This window comes from Tenacibaculum holothuriorum (assembly GCF_002120225.1).
GTDB classification, from domain to species: Bacteria; Bacteroidota; Bacteroidia; order Flavobacteriales; family Flavobacteriaceae; genus Polaribacter; species Polaribacter holothuriorum.
In genome coordinates this window covers 272186-295806 of record NZ_LAPZ01000001.1, presented here as the reverse complement: position 1 = coordinate 295806, position 23621 = coordinate 272186, and the positions used below count along the sequence as shown (strand labels likewise).

Below are 23621 nucleotides of genomic sequence, written 5' to 3'. Positions count from 1 at the left end.
AGTACATTCTTTAGGATTTATTTCTTTGGAATCGAAGTCATCTTATCATTATTATAGGTAATTAAAATCTTATTGATTTTCCAACCCTCTGAAGTTCTTTTTAAACCATATTCATAGCTGTTCCAACGTTCCATTTGTAGAGTTCCGCCTTCTTCATATTCACCAGCAGGTGTGCTTTTTACGATGATAACACCACGAGCAAATGCCGTTGCATGGTCTTTGTCGTTAAAAAATATTCGGTACCCCGAATTTGAATGATGTGTTACAAATTCTTCCGCATTTTCATGGTAGGTTTTTGCACGCCCAAGAAAATCGTCAGCTTTCATCATTCCTGTGCCTTCTTGTCCAACGGTAGTTTCAAATTCATCGGTCATAAATGATTTTGCGATGTCCCAATCCTGATTATCATAGGCATTCACTTGCGCGTCAATAACACGCTGTATTTCTAATACATCTACGATATTTTCGTTAGTAATAAGTGTACCTTTCATCATTTCATTTTTTGAAATTTCAATATTGCTTTTTGGATTTTCCATTTTTGATTCTTGTTTTTTACAGTTTAGCATCATCATTGTGATGCTTGCAATTATTAATACTTTTTTCATTTTTTATTAGTTAAATGAATACTTCATTATATATTCTTTTTTAACCCTATTTTTTCTTAAAAGCTCATTTGAAATAAAAGGGAATTATATAAGTAGGTTTTATGGATTGGATTGTACTAGTTCAAAGAATATTCTTTAATATATTGCTTAGGACTCATACCCACTTTCTTTTTAAAGACTCTGGTAAAATAAGCAGGATATTCATAACCTAGCTTGTAAGCTGTTTCCGAGATAGAAAGGTTTGGGTTGAGTAATAAACTTTTTGCTTCTTCTACTAAAAACAAATTGATTTGGTCTACCGCAGTTCGTCCTGTTTCAGCTTTAATGGTGTCGCTCATATAGCGGTGACTCACATTCAGTTGTACAGCCATCCAATCCAAAGTAGGAATACCCTCTTCTGCAAATAGGTTTTGCTCAAAATAAGTGTTGAGGATATCCTTGAATTTAGTGATTAAAATCTTGTTATCATCGGTTCTGTTGAGAAATTGTCTTTTGTAAAACCTATCAGCATATTTCAGCAATGTTTCCAACTGGGAAATGATGATCTCTTTACTGAACTCATCCTGATTATTATGATATTCGGTTTTTATATTTTTGAAAATATCTTTAATAATCTGCTCTTCTTTAGGCGACAAATGCAGGGCTTCGTTTACATTATAATTGAAGAAATTATAGGTTTTGATTTTTTCATAGATATCCAAACTACGTATGTAATCTTTATGAAAAGCAATGTGATAACTTTCTGAACTGAACACCATATCTTTAAAGGTCATGGTTTGATTTGGTGCTGTAAACAACAATGTACCATTGGTACAATCGTATTTGGTACGACCATAAGAGAACTCACCTGAAATGATGTTTTTAAAGCTAATGCTGTAAAAATCACAAGACATTATCACAGGTTCATCAAAAGCATAGGTTTCACAACTCGCTTGTTCGCCTTCTTCCAATTGGGTATATAATACACCAAATAGTGGATTTTCAGGCTCAGGCAATTCAAAATGTTTATGAAACTCTGATATGTTATTAAATTTTAAACTTGGCATTTTCATTCTTTTACATTTTTGAAAGTTACGACTTATTTTAATATTTCTCCCACCAATTAGAAGAGCTATTATCTAGGCTGTTTAGGGTAAATACTTGACCTATTCTAGGCGTTAATAACGTAATATTAAACTCTTCAGCTTTTTTGATTAATCTTTCTACAGGTTCTTTCCATGGATGATTGTTTAACTTAAATGAAGCCCAATGTATGGGCATGGTATATTGTGCCTTTACATCTAAAGCTGCTTGAGCAGTTTGTTCAGGGTACATATGTATAGGTGAATCAGGTAAATCATCATTGTACTGCCCACACTCCATAAATGCGATATCAAAAGGCCCATATTTTTCTCCTATTTTTTTGAAGTGCGTATCGTAACCACTATCTCCACTAAAATAGATGTTCTCTGTTTCTGATTGAATGATCCAAGAAGCCCAAAGCGTTTTCATAGAGTCTGAAAGTCCTCGTCCTGAAAAATGGCGTGCTGGAGTAGCTACGAATTTTAAGTCTTCAAATTGGGTCTCTTCCCACCAATCTAGTTCTACAATATCGTCTTTGTCAATTCCCCAAGCTTGTAAGTGGGTTCCCAAACCTAAAGGAGTAAAGTATTTTTTAACACGCTTTTTTATTTTTTGGATAGTTTCATAATCTAAATGGTCATAATGATCATGTGAAAAAATAACGGCATCAATACTTGGTAAATCTTCAACAGACATGGGTAATCCATCAGTAAATCGTTTTCCTCCTAACCATGGATGTGGGGCTGGAACATCACTCAACATAGGATCTATTAAAATACGCTTGCCTTGTATTTCTAATAAAAAAGCAGAATGCCCAAACCAAATAAACTTTGTTTCGTTTGAAGGTTTTGTAAATTCTTGATTGCTTACTTTTTCTACTTTTATTGGGCTAGAAGGAATAGTGTTAGGGACTTTTTTAGTTACCGCTTTAAATACTTTGCCTAAATCACTAAAACCAGGAAATGTTGGTGTAAAGGACTGGTTGGTAAACTTTCCTTTTTTAAAGTTTTGAGAAGTTTCAAAACGAGCAATAGCTTCATCAGTATGCTTACCACCAAATTGCGGACTTAAGTTTACGAATAACAAACCCATAATTATAATAACACCAACAAATATTCCAAGTGTTAACAACATCTTTTTTACTATTTTAAATAATTTATATTTCATAACTACATACTAAAACCCTTGATACTTATTGGTATTTTCTAAAGCTGTTTTATGTGTATTGTAAAACTTATTTATAAGTTTTTGTTGCGTTTTGAAAAGTGCTTTGTCTTTTAAAAACTCATATGCATTACGTGCTATTGAAAAATTTTCAGAATCTAAAAGTTTTATAATTTCTTGGTTTGTGGTAGAAAAGGTTTTTTTTCTGCCTTGATATATATCAAGTAATTTTTCTATTTCTTTTTGATTCTCCTTTTCGATAATATTTTTGGTTAGAAAAGCACTAAAGTTTTGAGAAATTGGATATGGACTATCTTCAACTAGATAGAGCGCTTTGAAACGTATTTTATCATCCTTTTTATTGAAAATTTCTCTTAAAGCTTCAAAATGCTGCGCTTTTGGTAGTTTTTTTATGTAAGCAAATGCTTCTTTTCTATACGCTATATTTTCAGAAGCGATATTTTCAACTACTATATTTCTTACAGCTTTATTAAATAGCTTTCTTTTTGATATCTCTTCTAAAGCAATTACTTGTTTCTCACCAGAAGTATTTAATAAATTAATAAGACCTTCTTGAGAAAGTTTCTCTACCATTATTTTTTTAATAATCTGTGGTATAGGCCCATTTACCCAATGCCACAACGTGTAACTGGTTAATGTAGCACCAACAATGGTTTCTGACTCATCAATAGTAATAATTGTAGCTCCAGAAACAGCGTCAACATCAGCATTAAAATTAAAATTGAAATCCTGTTGTTTACTTTTCTTATTCTTATCTATAATTTCATTGATGTCATAATCTGCTAAAGCCGAGTTTTTGTTTTTTAGAATACCATCTAGTTTTAGATAATCGTCTTCATTAAATTCTACACCTTCAATTTTTTCTAAATAGCCTCCTTCTTCTAGTTCAATACGATTGTATTCACCATTTATGTCCCAAAAAATGTTTACTGGAACAATCTTGCAGGTATTATCTGAACAGATTACTGACTCTACATTGACGTAAAATTCAAGAGTTTCGTTATTCTTATTTAATCGTTCAACCAGAATGGTCTCAACTGGCTCTTTCAAATCTTTTCCAGGATGAATGACCTGAATTTTATGTTTTATCTCTTTAGTTTCTGATTTAAAACCAAAGGAAAAAAATAACAATAAGAAAAAACCAATGTTTGTAATATGCTTTATATAGTTTTTCATTTAAAGTATATTTTATAATAGTCTTATTTATAACCAACCAACTGAATTAAGTAAGAATTGTGGTCTTCATCTAAATCTAGCATTTCATCAACTTTCTCTCTATAAAAACCACCCATCACAACTGCATTCATTTTTTTAGCTGCTGCATACAGGTATATGTTTTGAGTAGAATAGGCTACTTGATTTCCGTAATAAAAATCCATTCCGTGAGCTTCTTTCATTGCTCTTTTCATATATCCAGGAAACGATTTGTCGTCTATAGTGTAAATAAAAACTGCTGGAGCTTTTTTTACAGGACCTTGTGATGATATTTTCTTTCTGACATCTTCAGTTAATTTATGTTCTAGTTCATGCGTTTTAGGATTGTATAAATAAACGCCCGATTCCATAGCAACATAAATAGCAATATCTCCTAACAGGGGTACAGTTCTTCCTCTACCTTTACGATTAATACCCGCAGCTGCCCATAGTAGATTACTCATATCTTGGTCGTTAATCTTTTCTTTAGAAAAAGAACGTTTAGAACGTCTATTCATTAGAGCATCGTATAGCGAAGCGTTATGGCTAAAATTTGGTGCGACTAATTTTATATCACGAATTTCTTTAACTTTTTGCTGTGCGATGGAATTAAATCCTAGAAAAGCAGTTATTATTAATGCGATTGTTCTTTTCATTTTTATGCATTACTATAATTTAGAAGCTCCTTCTAATAATTTTGACATTAACTTAGCAGGACCGTTTGGAAACCATCCTCTTAATAAAAACTTAGGCATAGAAGCCGTAGGTCTATAATTAGCTGTTATAGTTAATTTATTCTGCGTATCGTTTATTTTTTCAAAGGCATATTCAATTGTATATACTTGCATACGCTTCACATCTCCTTTTTTATAAGCGTCTGTATCAGCAACTCCTTTTAGCTTAAATCCCTTGTCTGTTTTTTGAAATTTATATTTTTGAACGCAATCGAAGTTTGACATAGGCCAAGGTGCATCAACAAACATATAAGTAAACCATTCATCTTCTGACACTTCTTTTATTTTTTTACTATTTTCAGTATAGTCTAAAAAATAGGTGTAATTAGACGGTTTTCTTAAATACTCTTCAACTTTTTCTGCTGTTACATTTGTTGTTGTTTCGGCTATGTAATAAATCATTTTGCCTTCTTCATCTTTGGCAACTTCGCTTTTTACTGTTACTTTTCCGTCTTTAGAAACTTCTTTTTTCCAGTTTCTATTTTGCGCATTTACTAAAAATACACTCAATACCACCACTACTGTTACTACGATGTTTTTTTTAGTGTTCATGATTATTATTTTAAAATTAAATTCTTTGTTTTTTAAGTTCTATTATTAGGTTATTATTAAAACTTCCATTTACAATTAGTCAACTCTTCAGACATATCCCAAAGTTTTATAGCAATCTCTCTGTTGAGTACAAAAGGTTCTAATTTACATTCTCCAATGGGGCCTACTAAATCCATTCGTTTTGTTGGGCCATAGTAAGCTTGTTGTTTTAATCCGTCTTCAGTGGCACACATCACTTCAGGCCATGAACCTTTTTCAGCCGATTGTGCCAATGGTGTATACGACATAATGGTAAAAATTAACTTAGTCATAAAATTAGCCTCATCTTTTGCTAAAGAAGTTCTTGATGCTCCTGGGTGACATACGTAGACTTCAACATCTTTGTCTGCTTCTTTAATTCGATGTTGTAACTCGTAGGCAAACACCATTTGAGCTAACTTGCTATTACAGTACGCATTCATTGGGTTGTATTTTTTATCGAAGTTCATATCTTCTAAATTCAACCGTTTTAACCCCATTTTGTACCCATTACTTCCCATTATAACAATGCGTTTTCCTGTGTTTTCTATCTTATCGAATAACAAATTCAGCAATAAAAAATGTCCGTAATGATTAATACCTAATTGGCTTTCAAATCCTGATGATGTTAATTGTTGTGTGGCTACTTGCGCCACGGCAGCGTTACATAAAAAAGCATCTATGTACGGTACTCTGTCTTTAACTTCTTGTGCTGCAGTTCTAACAGAATCTAACTCTGCTAAGTCCATAAGGATAAAAGATACCTTGGCATCCTTACCAAACTCTTGTTTTAGTTCGGTAATAGCAGCTTCAGATTTTTGTTTGTTTCTGTTCAGCATTACTACCGATGCTCCTTTGCGAAGAAACAGTTTAGTGGCTTCAAAACCAGCGCCTGCATTTGCACCTGTAATTACATACGTCTTTCCTGTTAAGTCTTTTAATCGGTTAGGTGTCCAACCTTCTTTACCAAATATATTTTCGCTCATTTTTTTGAATTTTAATGTGTGATAAAATGATACGACAAAGTTCTAACGATTACTACTTTTGTACTTATACATTTTGGTTAGATACTTATACTTTTTGGGTGGAAAGTACTTTTTTACAGAAAAAGCATCATAGTGAATACTATAATGCTTTCTGAATAAGTATTTGAAATACTTACTACTTTTACATAAAGATTGTTAAAGTGTAGGCACCAGCTCTAAGGTAGATGCTTCGTGTTTTTTAGTATCGTAGGTTAATCGCATCGCAGGATAAATCAGTCCTAACAATTTTCTATATGCCTTATTTACTTTCGGATTGACTTGATCTATATCATCAGGTACTACACCTTTAATTTCTACTTCTAAATCGCCAATTTTCATAGCACCTTCTGGATTTACTAAAAAAGCATCGTACCAACTTCGTTTTCTGAATTTATACTGACGTACAAAAAAACGTCCTTCAGTAGCTACAATGGTGATGTCGATAAAACGATGGTCTCCACATCTAATTTGATGTACTTTTTTGCTTTGTACTAATGTTTCTAATTCTTGAACTGTCATAATGAAATATTTAAGAATAGAACCTCTTGCTATTAGGGATTAGGCAAGAGGTTCTTGTATTAGGGTGCTATTAATCAATCAGAAAAAACCTAATACGTGCTAAATGATTATTATTTATTAAAGAATTCTGCTACAGCATCTGTTGATGCTTTTACCGCTTCTGGTTTGTAGTAGAAATCTACATGGCTAAACTCATCAAATGCCAACGTTGTGTTATCGTTGGTAAGTTTTGCTATAAACTGTGTTGAACAAGGAGCAGTAGAAGCATTGGTACCGTATATTACTAAACTTGGCTGTACAATTTTATCTGCATAAGCTTCTCCTATAGAAATCATAGATTGCATCGCTTGGTCGGCTATATGAATGTTTGAAGCGTTTTTAACGGTTCCTGGGCCTTTTACACCATTTTTTCCGTAATAGCTATAGGTTTCTTTTGCCATTGCCGGATACGCAGCAACTACAACAAACTCTTCTTCTGCCATCTGGTCATCTAATCCGAATGGCGCGTGATAATCGGCTTCGCCAGTTTCATATTGCTTTTGCATAGAGGCATTAGCGGCTGCAATCATAGGGTCTGTAACTTCTCTACCTAACCATTGGAAACCATCTGCTGCCATCATACCAGAAACCATTGCAATTTTCTTAATTCTATGGTCGGTAACTGCTGCTGATGCAATGATAGAACCACCTTGACAAACACCTAATCCTTCAATCTCTTCTACAAAAGGCAATGTTCCTAAATATGAAACCGCATCCCAAGTGTTTTCTATCAATCTAAACATATATCTAGATTTTTTGTGCTCTCCTGGTAATGCTGGAGAATCGCCCATTCCTAAATAATCAAAGCCTAAGAATACAAAGCCTCTTTTCGCCATTTCTGGTCCATAGGTTGCCATAACCTGCCCTTTGACTTGTGGAAACGGACTAGCACTTACTATGGCTTTGTACTTTTTGCTTGGATCAAACCCTTCAGGTAAATATAAATCTCCTGCTAATTCTACTCCAAATGATGTAAATGTTACACTGTTTTTTCCTGCTTTTAAATTTTCCATGGTATTCTCTTCTTTTACGTTGTTAGTATTGACAGCCAATTCTTTTGTTTGTCTTTCGTTAGTGTTTTGTTTTTGATTGCAGCTTACTAAAAGTACTACTGCACAAATAAGTGAAAGAAATTTTTGCATCTTGTTTAATTTATAATTTGAAAGTTGCTCTAATTATTTGATTACAAATTTACTGTGCAGATTCATCTTGAAACTTATACATTTTGGTATTAGACTTACACATTTTGGTTTTATCATTTTAGAATAGAAAAACGCCTTAGTAGTTAACCAAGGCGTTTTAGTTCTTTATAAAAATGAATTTTATAAGTTAGGATTGCTTCCAAAAGAATTAGCACACATTAAAGCACATACTGCTATTCCAACGAACATAAGGATGGTACCGATAATGTTTTTAGAATCAATTTTACTAACTCTATACAAAAGGTAACCAATAACCATATTCATCAAAGCCCAAATAACATTTTGAATAGGAGAAGACAATCCAACTCCTGGAGGGGCTCCAAAAGGTGAAGGAAATTCTTGTCCAGAAACACCATTAACCAAATGAGGGATTACATTAGTCAAGAAAAAACCTGCACCAAAAGCTGCTAAATAATTATACCATTTCATAGATGTGAGTTTAAAATTAGGAAGTAAAGAGCTATGATTTAACTCTTGTACTTCCTGTATGTTATTACTTATTAAAAAACTCTGCTACAGCGTCTGTAGATGCTTTTACAGCTTCTGGTTTCCAGTAAAAATCTACGTGACTAAACTCGTCAAAAGCTAATACTTCTGGATTGTTCGTTAATTTGTCAATAAATGCTGTTGAACAAATTGCTGTTGCTGCATTCGGACCATATACGACAAGGGTTGGTTGAATGATTTTATCAGCATAATGTTCTGCAATAGAAATAAGCGATTCCATTGCCTGATCACCAATATGTTCGTTTGTAAAATGCTCAACTTTTCCAGGTCCTGCAACACCATCTTTACCATAGAAATTGTAGGTATCATCTGCCATTGGTGTTCCTGTGGCAACAAATTCTTCTCTGCTCATAGTGTCATTAATAACATTTGGCCATACGTAATCTGCTTCGCCTGTTTCGTACATTTTTTGTTTGGATGCGTTTGCTCCAGCAATCATCATATTAGCTATGTCTCTGTTACCCCATTGGAAAGCATCTGCTGCCATCATTCCTGAAACGGTAGCAATTTTTTTAATTCTGTGGTCAGTTACAGCCGCAGATGCAAGGATAGAACCTCCTTGACAAACACCTAATCCGTAAATTTCATCAACAAATGGAAGTGTTCCTAAGTAAGATACAGCATCCCAAGTATTTTCGATCAACCTGAACATATATCTAGATTTCATATATTCTCCAGGTAATGCAGGGGAATCTCCCATTCCTAAAAAGTCAAAGCCCAAATAGATAAATCCTCTTTTAGCCATTTCTGGACCATAGATAGCTGGAATTTGTCCTTTTACTTGTGGAAACGGACTTGTACCAACGATTGCTTTATATGTTTTATTGGCATCAAATCCTTCTGGCAGGTAAAGGTCTCCTGCTAAGTCTACTCCAAAAGATTTAAATGTTACGCTGTTTTTTCCTGCTTGTAAATTCATAATATGTTGTTTTAAAGTTTTGTTTTAATTATTTGATGACAAAGTTAAGATATCATTAAAGTTCAAAACTTATACATTTTGGTAGTAGACTTACACTTTTTCGTCATAACAATTCTTGTAAATTTATTTTAATCATTCAAGATTAAAGGTTTTGCTTTTTCTTCAAGTAAATAGATTAATTCTTTTTGATAATATTTGAATCTATCTGGAATTGATAAAACTCTAATTTTATGACTAAATTCAGAACCGCCATTTAGAATAATTAATTCCTTGTGCTTTTCTTCCATTACAATTACTAAGTCAGCCCAATTCATTAACTCAACAGTTAAAGGTTGAGTTCCTTCTTTATTACAGATTTTATGGTTAGTCCCTGCTGAGTCAAATTCAAAAGTTGTGAGTTTTTCAGAAAAATAGTCGGATGCGGTTTTTGACCTTTGCTTATTTGCAGAACAAACAAAAAGTATTTTTTTCATTATTTTTTGTAATTAATGCTAGCTTATTTATTAAAGGGTATAGATACGCTGTTATATATGTAATATTATTGTTATAGAGTTAAATATAAAAGTTATATCCAAAAATCATTACATGGAGTTTTATCTGACTTTTCAATTTCGTTTTGTTATAAATCGATTTTAATTATTGGCACCATTATTTCATCTACATTATATCCTCTAGCTTGTGCTCCATTAATAATCATAGCTATTTGTTCTACTAATTCATCTCTTTGCCTTTCTAATTCAATTATTTTTTCCTTTAATAATTCATTTTGCTGCTTTAAAGTGCTTCTCTTTTTTTTACCTCTAATATCTAATCCTGCATTATTAAGTTGAACCTCTTTCGCCTTTTCAATCATTTCTGCTCTATGCTTAACAGCTAATGTTCCTCTACTATTAAGACCTAATCGCCTTTGTAAGTTAGACCTAGTTATGGGTGCTAGCTTATAGCCTGTATCTATCATTTTGTCTAACTCTTTCTTAAGGCTTAAGTCTAGTTCTTTTCCTCTTAACTTCTTCATGTTATAATGATTCTTTTCTAGTTTTATAATTCGGTTTTGTCATTTCAATTCCTTTTGGAAATATTTGGATTGAATTTTTAGTAGGAGAGAGGTTGATTGCTTTTTTTATATTATTGATTTTATTTAGAATATCTTTTTCCCATTTACTTTTATTGTCATGATTAACCTTACGCATTTTATTAAGATTTTTTTTAGCAAATTCTAATTGTTCAACCAATCGTTCAGTTTCACCTGGTGTATTTGTCCTATGTAAATGTGAGCAACCATTCCAACATTGTAGGTGTTTTAGACACGGAGATTGACTAAAATCATGAGTGCACCCTCCAAATGGAGTAAGATGTAAAGCAAGACCATGAGTTTTTAAAAACGTTTCAGCATCTTCAATGCTTTTACTTTTTTTAAGAAGGTGATAAGTTTCAGTCATTTCACCTAAAATATTCTTATTTCTAATTCCTTCATGAAGAAACTTGATCTTTTCAGTTACAGAATTAAAACTAAGGTACTGTTGATGAAGTTCTGTTTTTTCTCTTATCGTAATGTGTTGATAATAATATAGATTTGTTTTTATTTGATAATAACAAATCTAATTTTATGTTTTTTATATCTAATAAGTATTCTATTAGATACTTATATGAAACAGCTGAACTATATTGAGTTTTGTATGATTTATGTTTTAAACTTAAAACTAAATATTTTAGAAAATAGTAATCAATACTTTTATTTATAAAAACTATTGGTAATTTACCATTTAAATGTGAGAAGATATTTGTTTAATGACAATCATAAATTTATAAATTATCTTTAAATTTAAAAATTGTTTTTATCATTAACAACCTGTTAATCAAATATGAACATAAATCACATTCCTTTTTATTTAACATAATATTAATTATAGTACAAAAAATAATCGCAGCTATAAAAAATAATTGCGATTTCCGTAGTTGCGATAAGCCTGTTGCTCAAAGCTAAATTTAAGGGGCTATCTGTGTCAATGAACGTAATTAATACTTATGCAAATAAAATACTTTTTGTTTTAATACGCAAAACTTTCGTTTTGCGGGCGTTTCTTTTATGATGTATATAAGGAAGTCATTTTATTTTATTATTTGTTTTCAAATCAAATAAAGACACCGCACGAATATAATTCCATAAGTCAAAAACCAAAAATTTATTGGGGTATCCGCTGGAGCAACCTCCCAAATAAATTTGTGCCTTCCGCCTTACTCCATTTAGCGTTGTTTGTTGTTTTCTTTAATTCGAAAAAAATATTTTTTTTTAAGAGCAACACGGATAAACTTAACATTATGAAAGAAACAGAAAAATTAACTCAGAAAGAAATCAATCAATTATTAGGGATTAATGAAAAAAGTTTTTTTACCCCAAAATTTATAATCAAGACGACAATAATACTAATTATGATTAATGTACTCCTGCTTCTTTTTCTTAGCTTGTTTCATAGCTAAAAAACAAAGGACATTGATAATAATAAAGAATACTAACAAAAAAGTAAAGTAGTTAAAATTAAAGCCTAGTAAAAAAATAAATATATAGAATATTACTATTAAAATACTTAAAGAAAGTATCTTAAAAGTCATGGCTACAATAATTAACGAAAAGCTTTTGTAACTTGATATCAAACTCGCAAAAGCTGTCGGAAAATATTTAAAAATATAATAAGTGTATGTAGCTATTATAAGATAGAAACATAAGTTTATGCAAAAAGAAAATACGATAATCGTAATCAGACTATTAGAAATAAAAAAATCGTTATTAAACAAATAAAAAGAAACATACCAAAAAGGTGTAGATATTAAAGATAATAATAAGTCCTGAAGTATTATTGGTAACTCTTTAGCTTGGTTTACGTATGACATAGTATTTTTTTTTCTTCAAAAATATACTTTTATATCAAACTAAAAAACCCACTCAAAAATGAGTGGGAAAATTGCTATGAAAAAGAAAAAATCTAAATGTGACATTTAGATAAGCGCAATATATAAAAAAAAGCATATCAACTATGGATATGCTTTTTATTTATTTAAGGGTATCTATTTATCTATTTCGTAAAACCGCTTGACCTTGTAGTAATCTCGACTTCTTCACCTAAAGGAGATTGTTTTACACTGTTTTCATACTCACCAATCAAAGAAAGCTTTAAACCATCGAATGTGAGCCAGTGAGTGTCTTCTGATTTTATAGCTTTAAAAAACACCTTATTTGTCATATGGTATCTATGAAAAACTATTTCGGTTTCTCTACTAGCGTCTAACTCTGAACTTTCGGGTAACTTTTCATCATACAAGACAAATTCTGCCGTAGGATGTTTTATTACATCCCCTCCATCATTTTGTTCGGGAAAAGCATTATAAATTGATAAGTTACCATACAAGTACTCGTTATCTTTTAAGAAATCACCTTTAAAATTAAAGATACCTTCTCCTATTTCAAAATGAAAGTGTACAGGTACAGCTTTAAACTCCATTCCGTTTAGCATCATTCTACTCATTTCTTTATCTGTTTTTCGTACTCCCTGTAATCGTCGCTGCGCATATAGTATTTAAATTCATTTTGTCGCCTTTTGTTTCTGATTGTGATGAACGCTCCAACAATCAATATTAGCAAGGTTGCGACTGTTATCATAGCTGCAAATACGACAATTATAGTTTGTACTAGGGTTAACATTTTATTTTTCTTCTTTTTCTTCTTTTTGCTTCTTTTTAGCAGCGAAATAATTAAACAAAGCTGTTAATACTGCGACGATTAAAATATACAACGGGTCGCCCTCGTTGATGCTTAATGTTGAACCAAAAAGCAAAGGGATAAATTTTAAAATTAAACTTGTTTTCATTTGTTTATATTTGAGGGATTTTAATTATTAAAAAATTGAGTTATGATTGGTTTAGCTTTTTACGGCATATTAGAACATAGTTTACTTATGATACTATTTGGAATTTTAATTGGTTTCACAATAGGTTATTTAAAAGCAAAAACTAAGTATTTAAAGAAAAAATAGCAGGAGCTATTCCTTTGAGCTTAACCATTTCTTCATTGGTTAACTCATAACTTAACCAACCAAATAAATCAATATTCTCACCTACTATTTTCAAAGTAGGAACTCCAAAAGGTTCAAAATATGGTCTATGACCAAAAGCATTGTATACCTTTTTAAAATCAGCTACCGATATAGTAGAAAATATATTGAATATCGTTTCTTCGTCTGTACCCCAAACAGTACCCATTGCCTTATGTAATTGCTCAGCTATAGAACGAGCTTGTACATCAGAAATAACTGAATCAGAAGAATCTAAAGAGGAAAAAGATTTACCTTCTGAAAAAAGAACAAGAACCCAATTCTTAAAAGACTCTAATAAGAGAAGAACAATTATAAATATACCAAGCATTAGAAAGATATTACCTTTTAAAAACTTCCACATACCTACCTTTTTTTACGTTTAAATAAAGCTCTAATTCCACCTACTACGATAAACACAGTAGCTACTACAAATCCAATGACTTTAAGGCTTAGACTTTCGTTTTTTTTTTCTTTATCGTCGTCGCCAGTCCATAGTGTAAAATCGTTCCAAATGTTTTCTCTGAAATCTAAGTGAACAAAGTTTTTAGTCTTGTAAATTCCAATTCCACGGACACCCATATTACGAAGCTTATGATACAAATCGTTTTTTGTGTCTACTGCTTCTTGAATTAAATCAACTAAACCTACACCTGTTAAATCAATTGCTTTACCGTGTGTATGTTGACTTGTACCCGAACGTCCTTCATGAAATTCGTGTCGTTCACTTCTAAAAAAAGATGTTACAGTAATCGGTTTACCTAACGCATCCCTTAACAGTTGAAACATTTCGGGAATCTTTACGTGCATTGGTACGTACGTAAACAAATTCTTTTCCTCTGGTCGAATAAATGACTTTTCAACCAATTCATATAAATACAAGTTCTTAGCTAGTTTTATACTTCTGTCTATATCACCCGTTAAAGGAGCTTTTGGTTGAAAATATTTCTTTCGAATATTTGCGCCATAGCTCTCTCTATAGGGGCTTAAATGATTTTCTCCTGTCATGATGCTTTAATTTCCTCTGATTCAACTTCAATTTGTTCTATTTCAATACTCCAAATACCACAGTAGTCTTTATAAGCAAGTTTTAAATACTTTAAAATCATACTAGCTGTTTTGGTTATCTTCTCGAAAGTAGTAGCGGCTTTAACTACCTTGTTAAAGCCGTTACCTATGGTTTTGAACATTTTTAGCATAGCTATTTCTTTTTAGAGAAACGTTTACCAATGTACCCACCGTTATTTGCATTTGGATTCATAATCCAATTCCATTCATCTAAATAGACTTTGTGGTTACCAATATTCATATAAGCGCCAATACTTATAGTGTTTTCAAGAGAAGAACTTAAGATGACTCTAACACTACACCATTTTTTACCTGATTCAGAAACAGTCGGAGCTATTTCTTTTTGATACTTGTCACGAAATACTTTAACATTCCATCTTTTCCCTTTATAAATTTTCCACCCAGCAAGAAATAAACCTTTTTCAGCTCCATAAGCTTGAATCACTCTAAAACCACTTTTCTTTGGCTTTCTACCACCTTTCCAAAATGGTGCAGGAGCTTGATTAAATTGTTGAGGGTTATTCCCTTGATATGGGTAATACTGTTGTTGTTTAGGATAATATGCCATTAGTGATACTTCTTTTTAGGGATTAATAAATAAATTACAGCAGGCACTACTAAAACAAATCCAGCAGCATAACCCCATACAGGTACGCCGTAATACTTCTTTTGCATAAAGGCTTTTGTTTTCGTCCAAAAAGCCTTTAAATTTTCTTTGATTTTATTCACGGTTATTTTTTCTTTTTAAACTTTTTATACAATGCGTTTACACCCCATACCACAATTCCCGCAGGAATTAACCACAGTAAGTGTAAAGGGTTAAACTTATCTTCGTCGTTATTATTCGGCTTATCATCTGAACTAGTGTCAGTAGGTACAATAGTGTTCGTAGGCACGTAAGTATGGTTTGCACTATTACCTTTAGCAGTTAAAGAAACTTGAATCGCATTAATACGGAATTGTTTTCCTGTACTTGTAAATGGCAATTCTTGTAAGAATGTTTTCTTAGATGTTTTAACATTGAATTTAGCGTATAAGCCTTGTACAAAGTTGTTTCTTAATTGCTTTAAGAATTGGCTCGCCATATTCAAACCTTTTAGAGTTTCGGGAACTCTATCAGTATAGGTCGTACGCTCTAAAATCCATCCGTCAACATCTACCAAGAAAGCATTAACTTTTCTTTGGTAATCTGCTAAATCTTTAGCGTTTCCAGTATTTAAACCGTTATGCACTAATAAATTGTTAAACATATCGTTTGCCCAAGGCTGAGCTTCTTTTGGAGGGAATGAAGACCCCTCAAATAGTTTAACAATACCACCGATTAAACCTGCACCCGGTATTACCGTATTTGCAATGTTTAAAAGTGAATCTCCTAAATCAGTACCTAAGTTAGGTATGTTTAACCCTCCGATATCTATCGGAGCAGGACCCCCTCCTAATTGGTTAGGGTTACCCATATTTAAGCTAAAATCCAACATAAACTAAGCTCTAGGAAGTTCGATAGAATAGTATCTGTAGTCCCCACGGTTATCTGTTTCATCCTCAAAAGTTACCTCAGTAGCTTTTGAAACAGGTAATACAACCGCTTTATAAGTACCCTCAATTGGTTTTCCGTTTTCGTCATAACCAATGCAACCAAACGTATCAATTTGTTCTAATAACAAACGTTCTGCTGAATAATCTACACGTTGTCCGTTTTCAATTAAAGTAATTTTGTTAGGCAGTTTAGCCTTGTCGAAGAATAAAACATCCTTATTAGCCAAACTTACTTTTAACGTTGAGTGTTTACCTTCAAAAACGTGTTCTTGAATAACGTAAGGAGCTACAGAAGTTTTGCGAGACTCTAAGGTTAAAACACTTGAATCAGCAATTTTTTCTAAGTCAGAAAGTGTAACGTCTACAGTGTCTTTTTCTGCTAATGCTAATTCGCCACCCCAAGCAATGTCTAAAGTAGCTTGTTTAATTACAGTTTTTGCAACTGCTGGGTCTGAAGTATCATTTGCAGTACCTAAAAAGAATTGTTTTTTAGGCATAGAAGTACCCGCCATAGATAACAAAGCATCAATTTTGTTTTGCGCTTCGACAGCTAAAACCAATCCAATCTTAGGAATTGTTTTTCTCGTAGAATCCTCAGCAGGATTTAACTCTACTTTTACCTTTGCATCTACAGAGGCATTTAACACAACGATTGCACCTGCTTGGTGGTGCTTTTCAATTTGGTGAGTTAATTGACTTTCACCGTTTAAAGAGATTTTCTCCATTTTCGTACTGAATTTTAATTATTGTTTTAATTCGAGTACAAATGTTCCCCTATCTTAAATCGAAAACAGGACACTATGTCCTGTGTGTTAAATTTGTTTTACAGGGTGGTAAATTGTAGCTGATTTTGATCAAAACCACCGTATTTTTTTAGATAATTCTCTTTGAATTTTTTTAGAGCTTGTTTATTAGCTTCAATAAAATTGAGTTTTCTTACTTTCTGTTGTTCCTCAGAAATACGTTTTGTGAATTGTGTAGCATTCTCGTATTCCTTAGCCTTTTCGTGTCTAACAATAGGGTTTTCTTTGAAGTACTCAATTTTATCTACTGTCAAGCTGTGAATGAACTTGTAGTGTCTTTTAATACATGACCACGTTTTTTTGTACAGCTTTTTTACAATCTCAAAAATATTACCCGAGTAGACGCTAAAATAATCATCAGAAAGTACACATTTTACGTGTTTCTTTCTGATTATCTGATTTATATCGTTAAATGATTCTTCGGTTTCGTAGAATTTAGGATACTCTAATTTCTTAGTAATGTTAGCAGCACCCCAAATCTGCCCCATAATTGGGCGTTTATCTTTTTCGGGCTTCGTCATATACTTTAACAAGTAATTGACTGTATTTTTTACCTTTTTTAAACTTAATATATTGGCTGCGGGTGGCTCTTTATCGGTGTTTTTACGTTGCTTATAGAAATCAACATAACCGAGCTTATTCAACTGTTTACACCACAAAGTATTCACTTTGTCTTTATCAACAAACCTATCTAAAAGCACGTGAAAATGAATATTACCATTTTCTTGTGGTTCAGCTCGCCAAACGTAATGTTTCACTTCATATGTTTTCGTTAAGTTTTCTATTAGACGTATTAGCAGTTTTCGGAAAACTTTATCAGTGTGTCGTTGTTTTACAGGAAGTGTCAATGTAAGAAATGACAAATAGCTTTGCTCTTTGTAACTTATATTCTTATCGTAATTCATTAATACAGTAGCTACCATATTTTCAATGCACTTTCGTGCATTTTTAATCTGAGCTTTTGACATTGTACCGAACTCTTTAAGCTGTATGTTTTGCTTTGCAGATTTATCTTTGTGCAAATCGTAAAAATGCTTACAGCTTTTTACGTACTCGCTTACATCATCAAATTTTACAGGTATTTCTTCAATATTTGTCATTTTCTTTAAAGCATCTTTATACACAGAGTTACTATTCTGCTTTAAAGCGTCTTTATTAGGGTTTCGTTTGAAGTCCAAAACAGACACGTCAAAATACTGTACTATTTTGTCGTGTCGTACGGACATAACACAAGGGGCATTCATAGGCACTTATAAAAACGTCCTGCGGAACGTTTTTCGATTTTACCGTTATGTTTAGACAAGCCAAGAATGAAAGCCGCTGACGGCGTCTTTCTGCTCATCTTTACGGCTTATTAGAGGTTATTAAAAAGGGTTAATTGACTTAAAGGCGACTGTATTTTAACAGATTGGTTTTTCTCTGGTTCATAAGGCAACAAAGCTTTTTTCGCCTGCTTATAACATAAACCTACTTTTGCAGCAGCTTCACGAATTGCATCAACTTTATTGTAACTATAATTACCTTTATTACGCTTTAAACTTTCGGCTATTAATTCTTCTAAATGTTCGCGCCTAGTTTCGTGGTCTATTGTGTTCTTTCTAGGCATTTCTAAGAAGTTTTAAAAGACGACGTTTTCTACGTATATCCCTAATACATAGATTTATATGAGTGTAGATTCTATCTCTCTGATAATAAAAATCAAAAGAATGTCTAATAGGAAATAAACGTCTTATAGTTCTTAAATCACGTGTTATATCTTTTCTAAGTTTTCTTTTATACAATTCCATAGCATTAATGGTTTAAAAAGTGAGTAATGAAATAGTGTATATCTACCATCAAAGTGATAAAGAAGAAGTAGATGATAGTTCCGAGAAGTGTTAAAAAAAATAACAACACTTTGAATATTTTTCGCTTCATAGTGTTGTTATTTAGATAATGGAAATACTAATTGATAACCTTGTAATAAGTACGGAGAATTGCAATCTACTTTCGTAGCTTTTGCCATTCCACCAAGTTTTCCAAGGAACTTGTATATTGTAGTAGTTGGTAGACCTAATCGGTCTATTTTAAAGAATTTTTGACCCTCTTTTAAGGTGTCTAATCTTTGTGATTCTTTTTGATTGTTTTCTAATAAGTGTGACATAAAAATTAAAAATTTCTACGTCATTGAATCAGAAGCTTTTTTAGATTTAGTTTTAATGTGTACCACTTTCATAGTATTCTCTTTGTATTGTACATCACCTCTACCCTTTTTCAATTTGTCTACGTGTTTATAAACATTTTTAAGGAGTTGTAGAAAAGAATTTAATTTACCCAGAGTATTATAATCTTTTATTGATTTAATTGCGCGTCTTAAAATCTTACAAGCATCTTCTACTGAATTTAAAATTCTGTAAAAACTGATAAATTTTATACACGCATTACCTCTACCGTATTCCTTATCGAAATACTCAATATCTTCTAAATAGCAATCTAATTTAGGACGTATCCGAACACTCCACCAACCAGACAACCTAAAATAATTATCTAAGTAAATACCATACAATTCTTTTTGTATTGTGTTTAACATTCTTATTGTATCAACTATATAAGAACTAATTAAACGTGCATAATCTTCTGCTTTTCGCTTACTTGTAAATTCTAATGTTTGACCAATGTTAAATAGAATGTAATACGGATGCGATGCCCTAGGATGATTGTCTTTTTTGTAGACTGGTAACAGTAACTTTTTCATATAATAATCTTTAAATTTTTCAACACTTTTTTTTAAGCAAAAGGCGTCAAATTTAAAGATTTCTAAAAACGTGCAAATACGATTCTTTTTGTTTAATTATCCTCGGAGGTACAGTAAAATAGGGGTTCACTATTTTACTCTTTATTAATTATAGTACAAATATCTATTATTTAGTTTATATGTGGTTTAGCCATTCGTAAGCTATAATTCTATATTACGTAAAATATCCCAGAAGCTTTATTTATTCTTTACAATATTCAGTACATGTGTTAGTTTTAATTTAAAACATGACAGAATAATCATTTAAAAAATGAAAAAAATGGTATCCTAAAAATTTAAATACTGATTGTTAGTTTTTTAAATATATTTTGTGTGATTTTTTTGTGAAAAATGTGTGAGAATTTAACAATTTTCAAAAAAAATAGTTTCGTGAAAAAAAATAATTTTGAAATGAAAACTATTAAATTTATAAATGTCCAATACTTAGATAATAATCATAATAAGACTTAAGTTTACAACTACTTAACTATAAGGTATTTACCTCTAATTATCACAAATTCTAACCTCTTTGTTACTATCTTTTTCTATTAAGGCTAAATAAAAGCCTTTTAATCCTTGAATATACTGAAGCAAAAAAGGTTCATTCAATTTGTTTTTAGAAAACTGATCGTTAATCATTTTTCTATCTGTATCTGAAGGATTTGGTAGATCTTCCGGGTGTGTGTGCCATTCTCCAAGGTAGATTGTTCTTTTGTTACTATTATGAAACTCATAATCTATAATAGCCTGAGCATTTTTCTTATTTCTATAAAAAGAGTACCTCGAAGACTTATCACTTTCAGATGGAAATGATATTCTAGTTATATAAATATTATTTTCTTTTACTTGCCCTAAAAGTATACCTCCTGCCTCATGCTGCTTACTATTAATCTGCTTAAATTGAGCCATCAACAAAAGAACATCATCCGTGAAATGAATTTTATAACTCCCTAACGTTATTATTCTCATAAAACATTATTTATTAAAGTGTTTGAGTCAATATTTAACGAATATTCTGACAATTTAATATTTAAACTATTAGCAATGGATTTATCTCCTACCCAAGTAAAACATTTTGATTCCATATCATCTGAATTAATAATCTCTAAAATCTTAGAATATATATTACCCAAAAATAATTGAATGTTATTAGAGGAATATGGAGTATAATTACTTTGGCAACCTGCTTCTTTTAAAGATAAAACTTCATTATTATAATCTCCAATAACATTAAACTTAAAAAAACCTTTTTTAGTGAAATATGAGATGAAATTATTCTGCTTAGGATTAATATAAATACAGTGACCGCCTAACAAATAAGGCTCTACCCAAATAAAAAACGTAGGTTTAATTATAATACCTTTATCAATTGCGTCAGAAATCCAATATTCTATGTTTGATTCCCCTATGGCAATAAATAAAAAATCACTTTCATTAATGAATTTTGGTTCATCCTTAACAACTTGAACAATAGATTTCTCTCTGGTCTCTACTTTTTGAATTGGGGAAAAATGGGTCAAAAAATCTTTTAAAGCCTTTGTTTTTTTATAATTTAAATATTTAAAACCCAAATAATGACGCCCAATGTTTTCTAACTCTAATGAATCATAATCAATTAATTTGAATTCAGCATCTTTTATTGAATTCAAGTAGTGAATAAGGTTTGAGCCAACTGAACCTAAACCTGCCAATGCAAATTTATTAGGTCTATTTTCTTTTACTTCTCCAGCACTCCTTTTAGTAAGTCTCTTGTTATTATATACTTGCGGGGAAATTCTATTTATCCGATCGGAAGATTGAATCGTAGAAAGTGTCTTAAAGTTATTTAAAGATTTTCCACGAAACCCCTTTATACTTGATTTAGCAGGTGAATGGTACCAACCAAAATATCTTAAATTGCCATTAATGTTTTTCGTAAAGAGGAATAATTTCGAATCACCCTTTTGATTAATAAAGGAAACATATTCTTTATAAGTTTTATCACCTAATTTTTTAATAGCATTGAAAAGCTCTTTATTTGTTTTATTAAACGGAGGTTCTGTAAAAAGATCAAAATTTTGTATTAAAAACCCAGTGCTTTCTGTATAATTTATGTTTTGGTCGTTCAAATATGCTTTAAATTTCAAAGCAATATCTTCGTTTTGATGTATAATATATTTAAATTTATTAACTGGTGTTTCCAAGGAAACTAAATCGAAATTTTGCTTAAGAGGTTTATCATGTAAAAGTAAAAATGATTTATTAACTGACTCTTTATTAGAATAATTAGAATCCCAATAAGCTTCGAATTCATCTTCATAGTCTTTATCATTGCTTTTTCCTTTAAGACCTTCTTCAATTATATTTTTAGTCCTTCTTATAGCTTCTTCAACAACTTTTTCGGGTAAATTAATATTTGGTTCCGAATTGTTCTGAAAAATACACAGCATTCTATCTACTTGCAAATGAGGAATATACTTATATCTGTCAAAATCGTCTTTTGAAAGTAATATTTTGGGAAATGAAAGAGGAAAATCAGGAAAAAATATGATATGAAGTCTAATGCTTTTTATTTTGTTCCTTTGATCTATAATCTCTGTAGTTATTTCCCATATATCTAGAAATTCAGGTAAATTTAATTTTTTCTTGCGATAATTGTTAATGGACTTAACACGTTCTCGTTTTTCTATATATGATATTACTCTTTCTAATGCTTCATTATACTCAATCATGCACTTCGAGAATTATCACTTTTAATTAAGGGAGCGCTTGTATAAGTCTTGGAGTCTTCAATTTCATCTTTAGCCAAAAAACATGGAAATCTATCCCCAAGATGTTTTTGCCATTTACGACAAGCACTTTTTTGATTTTCCATTTCAATTGCTTGCATTGCACTTTCTATGAAAGAATTTAAAGCATTCTTGAAATATTCTTTTTGCTGCGGTTTATATTTCTCAAATAAATCTTCACCTATCGGTGTTGTCGGTCTAATACATTTGAAATCATTTTTAACTAAGTAATCAGCGATGTTTTTCAAAGTCTTTTCCAAAGAAATATCATCCCTATCATCTTCTTCATAATTAACTCCAGCAAGTATTGTCATAACAATTCCCGGAGGCATATCCCCTTTTAAAAAATCACCCCAAGCTTTTAAGTATCTAACTATTCTACGTAATTGATGATCTTTTTTTCTCATATCATTTAACCAGTTACTATATTGATCAGAATATAACTTACTTTCAACTATAAATTCTTTCTTAAAACCAGAGTTTATTTTTTTCTCAAACCAAATAATAAATTCAATAGGACTACTAATCTGCCACCACATTTTCTTGTCTGCTAAATCTGGTTCATCAACTATAATTGCATAATATGAAGGCAAATCAACATGATAATTCAAATCACCGTTATCACCCTTGTAAACAACTCTTACACAAGTGTCTTTATCTATTATTTCTTCAAAATCATTATCTGATTTTCCCGATTTTATTGATTTAATTATCCAATCATGAAATACTGAAGGTTCAGGGCGTTGTTCTCTAGATAATTCTCCCAAAAAATATATTCCATCATCAATATCATATTGGTCTTCTTCATTACATGGATTTATGATTGTATCCATAACATATGACCCTTGACTTTGAAACTCTAAGCGATGATTTAAGTTATCATTAGTTTTGATTATATCAAAACCCCCATTAATCCTTTTTCTTAAATCATTTCTTTTTTCCTTTAATTTTATTCTCCTATCGTTATCTAATCTAATAGTTCTATTAAATTCTCTAAATAAATTATTACAGTTCGCCATTATTTATG

29 protein-coding genes are annotated in these 23621 nt (G+C 31.4%); all 29 read right to left on the bottom strand.

What is annotated here, in order from left to right:
- Positions 1-17 precede the first annotated feature (17 nt).
- Entirely contained in the window at positions 18-605 is a 588-nt protein-coding gene (locus WH52_RS01470; RefSeq protein ID WP_086029143.1) for a nuclear transport factor 2 family protein, read from the bottom strand.
- Positions 606-721: 116 nt separating this feature from the next.
- Positions 722-1657, bottom strand: coding sequence for a helix-turn-helix domain-containing protein (locus tag WH52_RS01465; RefSeq protein ID WP_086029142.1), 936 nt, complete (start codon positions 1655-1657; stop codon positions 722-724).
- 31 nt (positions 1658-1688) lie between these two features.
- Entirely contained in the window at positions 1689-2834 is a 1146-nt protein-coding gene (locus WH52_RS01460) for an MBL fold metallo-hydrolase (protein WP_233131493.1), read from the bottom strand.
- Between the two features lie 9 nt (positions 2835-2843).
- Complete coding sequence (locus tag WH52_RS01455) at positions 2844-4028, bottom strand: hypothetical protein (RefSeq protein ID WP_086029141.1); 1185 nt, start codon at positions 4026-4028, stop codon at positions 2844-2846.
- A gap of 23 nt (positions 4029-4051) precedes the next feature.
- Positions 4052-4702, bottom strand: a complete 651-nt coding sequence (locus WH52_RS01450) for a SagB/ThcOx family dehydrogenase (protein ID WP_086029140.1) — start codon at positions 4700-4702, stop codon at positions 4052-4054.
- Positions 4703-4714: 12 nt separating this feature from the next.
- Positions 4715-5332, bottom strand: a complete 618-nt coding sequence (locus tag WH52_RS01445; protein ID WP_086029139.1) for an SRPBCC family protein — start codon at positions 5330-5332, stop codon at positions 4715-4717.
- A 56-nt stretch (positions 5333-5388) separates the two neighbouring features.
- Complete coding sequence (locus tag WH52_RS01440) at positions 5389-6336, bottom strand: SDR family oxidoreductase (protein ID WP_086029138.1); 948 nt, start codon at positions 6334-6336, stop codon at positions 5389-5391.
- A 195-nt stretch (positions 6337-6531) separates the two neighbouring features.
- On the bottom strand, positions 6532-6894 hold the full coding sequence (locus WH52_RS01435) for a DUF2255 family protein (RefSeq protein WP_086029137.1): 363 nt from the start codon (positions 6892-6894) through the stop codon (positions 6532-6534).
- Positions 6895-7004: 110 nt separating this feature from the next.
- A complete protein-coding gene (locus WH52_RS01430; RefSeq protein WP_198938348.1) occupies positions 7005-8075 on the bottom strand; it encodes an alpha/beta hydrolase in 1071 nt (356 codons plus the stop codon).
- A gap of 180 nt (positions 8076-8255) precedes the next feature.
- Positions 8256-8564, bottom strand: coding sequence for a hypothetical protein (locus WH52_RS01425; protein WP_086029136.1), 309 nt, complete (start codon positions 8562-8564; stop codon positions 8256-8258).
- 64 nt (positions 8565-8628) lie between these two features.
- A complete protein-coding gene (locus WH52_RS01420; protein ID WP_086029135.1) occupies positions 8629-9561 on the bottom strand; it encodes an alpha/beta hydrolase in 933 nt (310 codons plus the stop codon).
- A 128-nt stretch (positions 9562-9689) separates the two neighbouring features.
- Complete coding sequence (locus WH52_RS01415) at positions 9690-10034, bottom strand: phosphotyrosine protein phosphatase (RefSeq protein WP_086029134.1); 345 nt, start codon at positions 10032-10034, stop codon at positions 9690-9692.
- 146 nt (positions 10035-10180) lie between these two features.
- On the bottom strand, positions 10181-10576 hold the full coding sequence (locus WH52_RS01410) for a hypothetical protein (protein ID WP_086029133.1): 396 nt from the start codon (positions 10574-10576) through the stop codon (positions 10181-10183).
- A 1-nt stretch (position 10577) separates the two neighbouring features.
- Positions 10578-11000 (bottom strand): hypothetical protein, encoded by a 423-nt coding sequence (locus tag WH52_RS01405; protein WP_086029132.1) that lies wholly within the window; start codon positions 10998-11000, stop codon positions 10578-10580.
- A gap of 1632 nt (positions 11001-12632) precedes the next feature.
- Positions 12633-13082 carry a hypothetical protein gene (locus WH52_RS01395; protein ID WP_143592010.1) on the bottom strand — a complete coding sequence of 150 codons (450 nt, stop codon included), beginning with the start codon at positions 13080-13082 and terminating at the stop codon, positions 12633-12635.
- Between the two features lie 177 nt (positions 13083-13259).
- Complete coding sequence (locus tag WH52_RS14845) at positions 13260-13424, bottom strand: hypothetical protein (RefSeq protein ID WP_158091344.1); 165 nt, start codon at positions 13422-13424, stop codon at positions 13260-13262.
- A 142-nt stretch (positions 13425-13566) separates the two neighbouring features.
- A complete protein-coding gene (locus tag WH52_RS01390) occupies positions 13567-14010 on the bottom strand; it encodes a hypothetical protein (protein WP_086029129.1) in 444 nt (147 codons plus the stop codon).
- 2 nt (positions 14011-14012) lie between these two features.
- The gene (locus tag WH52_RS01385; protein WP_086029128.1) at positions 14013-14654 is read right to left on the bottom strand and encodes a D-Ala-D-Ala carboxypeptidase family metallohydrolase; all 642 of its coding nucleotides are present in this window, start codon (positions 14652-14654) and stop codon (positions 14013-14015) included.
- The gene (locus WH52_RS01380; RefSeq protein ID WP_233131492.1) at positions 14651-14836 is read right to left on the bottom strand and encodes a hypothetical protein; all 186 of its coding nucleotides are present in this window, start codon (positions 14834-14836) and stop codon (positions 14651-14653) included. The genes WH52_RS01385 and WH52_RS01380 overlap by 4 nt, the downstream gene beginning before the upstream one ends.
- Positions 14837-14847: 11 nt before the next feature.
- Positions 14848-15282, bottom strand: a complete 435-nt coding sequence (locus WH52_RS01375; protein ID WP_086029126.1) for a hypothetical protein — start codon at positions 15280-15282, stop codon at positions 14848-14850.
- A 163-nt stretch (positions 15283-15445) separates the two neighbouring features.
- The gene (locus WH52_RS01370) at positions 15446-16192 is read right to left on the bottom strand and encodes a hypothetical protein (RefSeq protein WP_158091343.1); all 747 of its coding nucleotides are present in this window, start codon (positions 16190-16192) and stop codon (positions 15446-15448) included.
- A gap of 3 nt (positions 16193-16195) precedes the next feature.
- Entirely contained in the window at positions 16196-16975 is a 780-nt protein-coding gene (locus WH52_RS01365) for a hypothetical protein (RefSeq protein WP_086029124.1), read from the bottom strand.
- 98 nt (positions 16976-17073) lie between these two features.
- Positions 17074-18231 (bottom strand): rolling circle replication-associated protein, encoded by a 1158-nt coding sequence (locus WH52_RS01360; RefSeq protein WP_143592008.1) that lies wholly within the window; start codon positions 18229-18231, stop codon positions 17074-17076.
- A 176-nt stretch (positions 18232-18407) separates the two neighbouring features.
- Positions 18408-18659: a hypothetical protein gene (locus WH52_RS01355; protein ID WP_086029122.1), complete on the bottom strand. Its 252-nt coding sequence runs from the start codon at positions 18657-18659 to the stop codon at positions 18408-18410.
- Positions 18660-18977: 318 nt separating this feature from the next.
- On the bottom strand, positions 18978-19196 hold the full coding sequence (locus WH52_RS01350; protein ID WP_086029121.1) for a hypothetical protein: 219 nt from the start codon (positions 19194-19196) through the stop codon (positions 18978-18980).
- A gap of 15 nt (positions 19197-19211) precedes the next feature.
- A complete protein-coding gene (locus tag WH52_RS01345; protein WP_086029120.1) occupies positions 19212-19787 on the bottom strand; it encodes a hypothetical protein in 576 nt (191 codons plus the stop codon).
- Positions 19788-20330: 543 nt separating this feature from the next.
- Positions 20331-20795 carry a Mov34/MPN/PAD-1 family protein gene (locus WH52_RS01340; protein WP_086029119.1) on the bottom strand — a complete coding sequence of 155 codons (465 nt, stop codon included), beginning with the start codon at positions 20793-20795 and terminating at the stop codon, positions 20331-20333.
- On the bottom strand, positions 20792-22537 hold the full coding sequence (locus tag WH52_RS01335) for an E2/UBC family protein (RefSeq protein ID WP_086029118.1): 1746 nt from the start codon (positions 22535-22537) through the stop codon (positions 20792-20794). The genes WH52_RS01340 and WH52_RS01335 overlap by 4 nt, the downstream gene beginning before the upstream one ends.
- The gene (locus WH52_RS01330) at positions 22534-23613 is read right to left on the bottom strand and encodes a CBASS cGAMP synthase (protein ID WP_086029117.1); all 1080 of its coding nucleotides are present in this window, start codon (positions 23611-23613) and stop codon (positions 22534-22536) included. Before WH52_RS01330 ends, WH52_RS01335 begins: the two co-directional genes overlap by 4 nt.
- Positions 23614-23621 lie beyond the last annotated feature (8 nt).

Bases quoted from the DNA above. Each gene is read 5' to 3' on its own strand.
- WH52_RS01470 (WP_086029143.1), bottom strand. From the start codon at position 605: ATGAAAAAAGTATTAATAATTGCAAGCATCACAATGATGATGCTAAAC.
- WH52_RS01465 (WP_086029142.1), bottom strand. From the start codon at position 1,657: ATGAAAATGCCAAGTTTAAAATTTAATAACATATCAGAGTTTCATAAA.
- WH52_RS01460 (WP_233131493.1), bottom strand. From the start codon at position 2,834: ATGAAATATAAATTATTTAAAATAGTAAAAAAGATGTTGTTAACACTT.
- WH52_RS01455 (WP_086029141.1), bottom strand. From the start codon at position 4,028: ATGAAAAACTATATAAAGCATATTACAAACATTGGTTTTTTCTTATTG.
- WH52_RS01450 (WP_086029140.1), bottom strand. From the start codon at position 4,702: ATGAAAAGAACAATCGCATTAATAATAACTGCTTTTCTAGGATTTAAT.
- WH52_RS01445 (WP_086029139.1), bottom strand. From the start codon at position 5,332: ATGAACACTAAAAAAAACATCGTAGTAACAGTAGTGGTGGTATTGAGT.
- WH52_RS01440 (WP_086029138.1), bottom strand. From the start codon at position 6,336: ATGAGCGAAAATATATTTGGTAAAGAAGGTTGGACACCTAACCGATTA.
- WH52_RS01435 (WP_086029137.1), bottom strand. From the start codon at position 6,894: ATGACAGTTCAAGAATTAGAAACATTAGTACAAAGCAAAAAAGTACAT.
- WH52_RS01430 (WP_198938348.1), bottom strand. From the start codon at position 8,075: ATGCAAAAATTTCTTTCACTTATTTGTGCAGTAGTACTTTTAGTAAGC.
- WH52_RS01425 (WP_086029136.1), bottom strand. From the start codon at position 8,564: ATGAAATGGTATAATTATTTAGCAGCTTTTGGTGCAGGTTTTTTCTTG.
- WH52_RS01420 (WP_086029135.1), bottom strand. From the start codon at position 9,561: ATGAATTTACAAGCAGGAAAAAACAGCGTAACATTTAAATCTTTTGGA.
- WH52_RS01415 (WP_086029134.1), bottom strand. From the start codon at position 10,034: ATGAAAAAAATACTTTTTGTTTGTTCTGCAAATAAGCAAAGGTCAAAA.
- WH52_RS01410 (WP_086029133.1), bottom strand. From the start codon at position 10,576: ATGAAGAAGTTAAGAGGAAAAGAACTAGACTTAAGCCTTAAGAAAGAG.
- WH52_RS01405 (WP_086029132.1), bottom strand. From the start codon at position 11,000: ATGACTGAAACTTATCACCTTCTTAAAAAAAGTAAAAGCATTGAAGAT.
- WH52_RS01395 (WP_143592010.1), bottom strand. From the start codon at position 13,082: ATGAGTAGAATGATGCTAAACGGAATGGAGTTTAAAGCTGTACCTGTA.
- WH52_RS14845 (WP_158091344.1), bottom strand. From the start codon at position 13,424: ATGAAAACAAGTTTAATTTTAAAATTTATCCCTTTGCTTTTTGGTTCA.
- WH52_RS01390 (WP_086029129.1), bottom strand. From the start codon at position 14,010: ATGTGGAAGTTTTTAAAAGGTAATATCTTTCTAATGCTTGGTATATTT.
- WH52_RS01385 (WP_086029128.1), bottom strand. From the start codon at position 14,654: ATGACAGGAGAAAATCATTTAAGCCCCTATAGAGAGAGCTATGGCGCA.
- WH52_RS01380 (WP_233131492.1), bottom strand. From the start codon at position 14,836: ATGTTCAAAACCATAGGTAACGGCTTTAACAAGGTAGTTAAAGCCGCT.
- WH52_RS01375 (WP_086029126.1), bottom strand. From the start codon at position 15,282: ATGGCATATTATCCTAAACAACAACAGTATTACCCATATCAAGGGAAT.
- WH52_RS01370 (WP_158091343.1), bottom strand. From the start codon at position 16,192: ATGTTGGATTTTAGCTTAAATATGGGTAACCCTAACCAATTAGGAGGG.
- WH52_RS01365 (WP_086029124.1), bottom strand. From the start codon at position 16,975: ATGGAGAAAATCTCTTTAAACGGTGAAAGTCAATTAACTCACCAAATT.
- WH52_RS01355 (WP_086029122.1), bottom strand. From the start codon at position 18,659: ATGCCTAGAAAGAACACAATAGACCACGAAACTAGGCGCGAACATTTA.
- WH52_RS01350 (WP_086029121.1), bottom strand. From the start codon at position 19,196: ATGTCACACTTATTAGAAAACAATCAAAAAGAATCACAAAGATTAGAC.
- WH52_RS01345 (WP_086029120.1), bottom strand. From the start codon at position 19,787: ATGAAAAAGTTACTGTTACCAGTCTACAAAAAAGACAATCATCCTAGG.
- WH52_RS01340 (WP_086029119.1), bottom strand. From the start codon at position 20,795: ATGAGAATAATAACGTTAGGGAGTTATAAAATTCATTTCACGGATGAT.
- WH52_RS01335 (WP_086029118.1), bottom strand. From the start codon at position 22,537: ATGATTGAGTATAATGAAGCATTAGAAAGAGTAATATCATATATAGAA.
- WH52_RS01330 (WP_086029117.1), bottom strand. From the start codon at position 23,613: ATGGCGAACTGTAATAATTTATTTAGAGAATTTAATAGAACTATTAGA.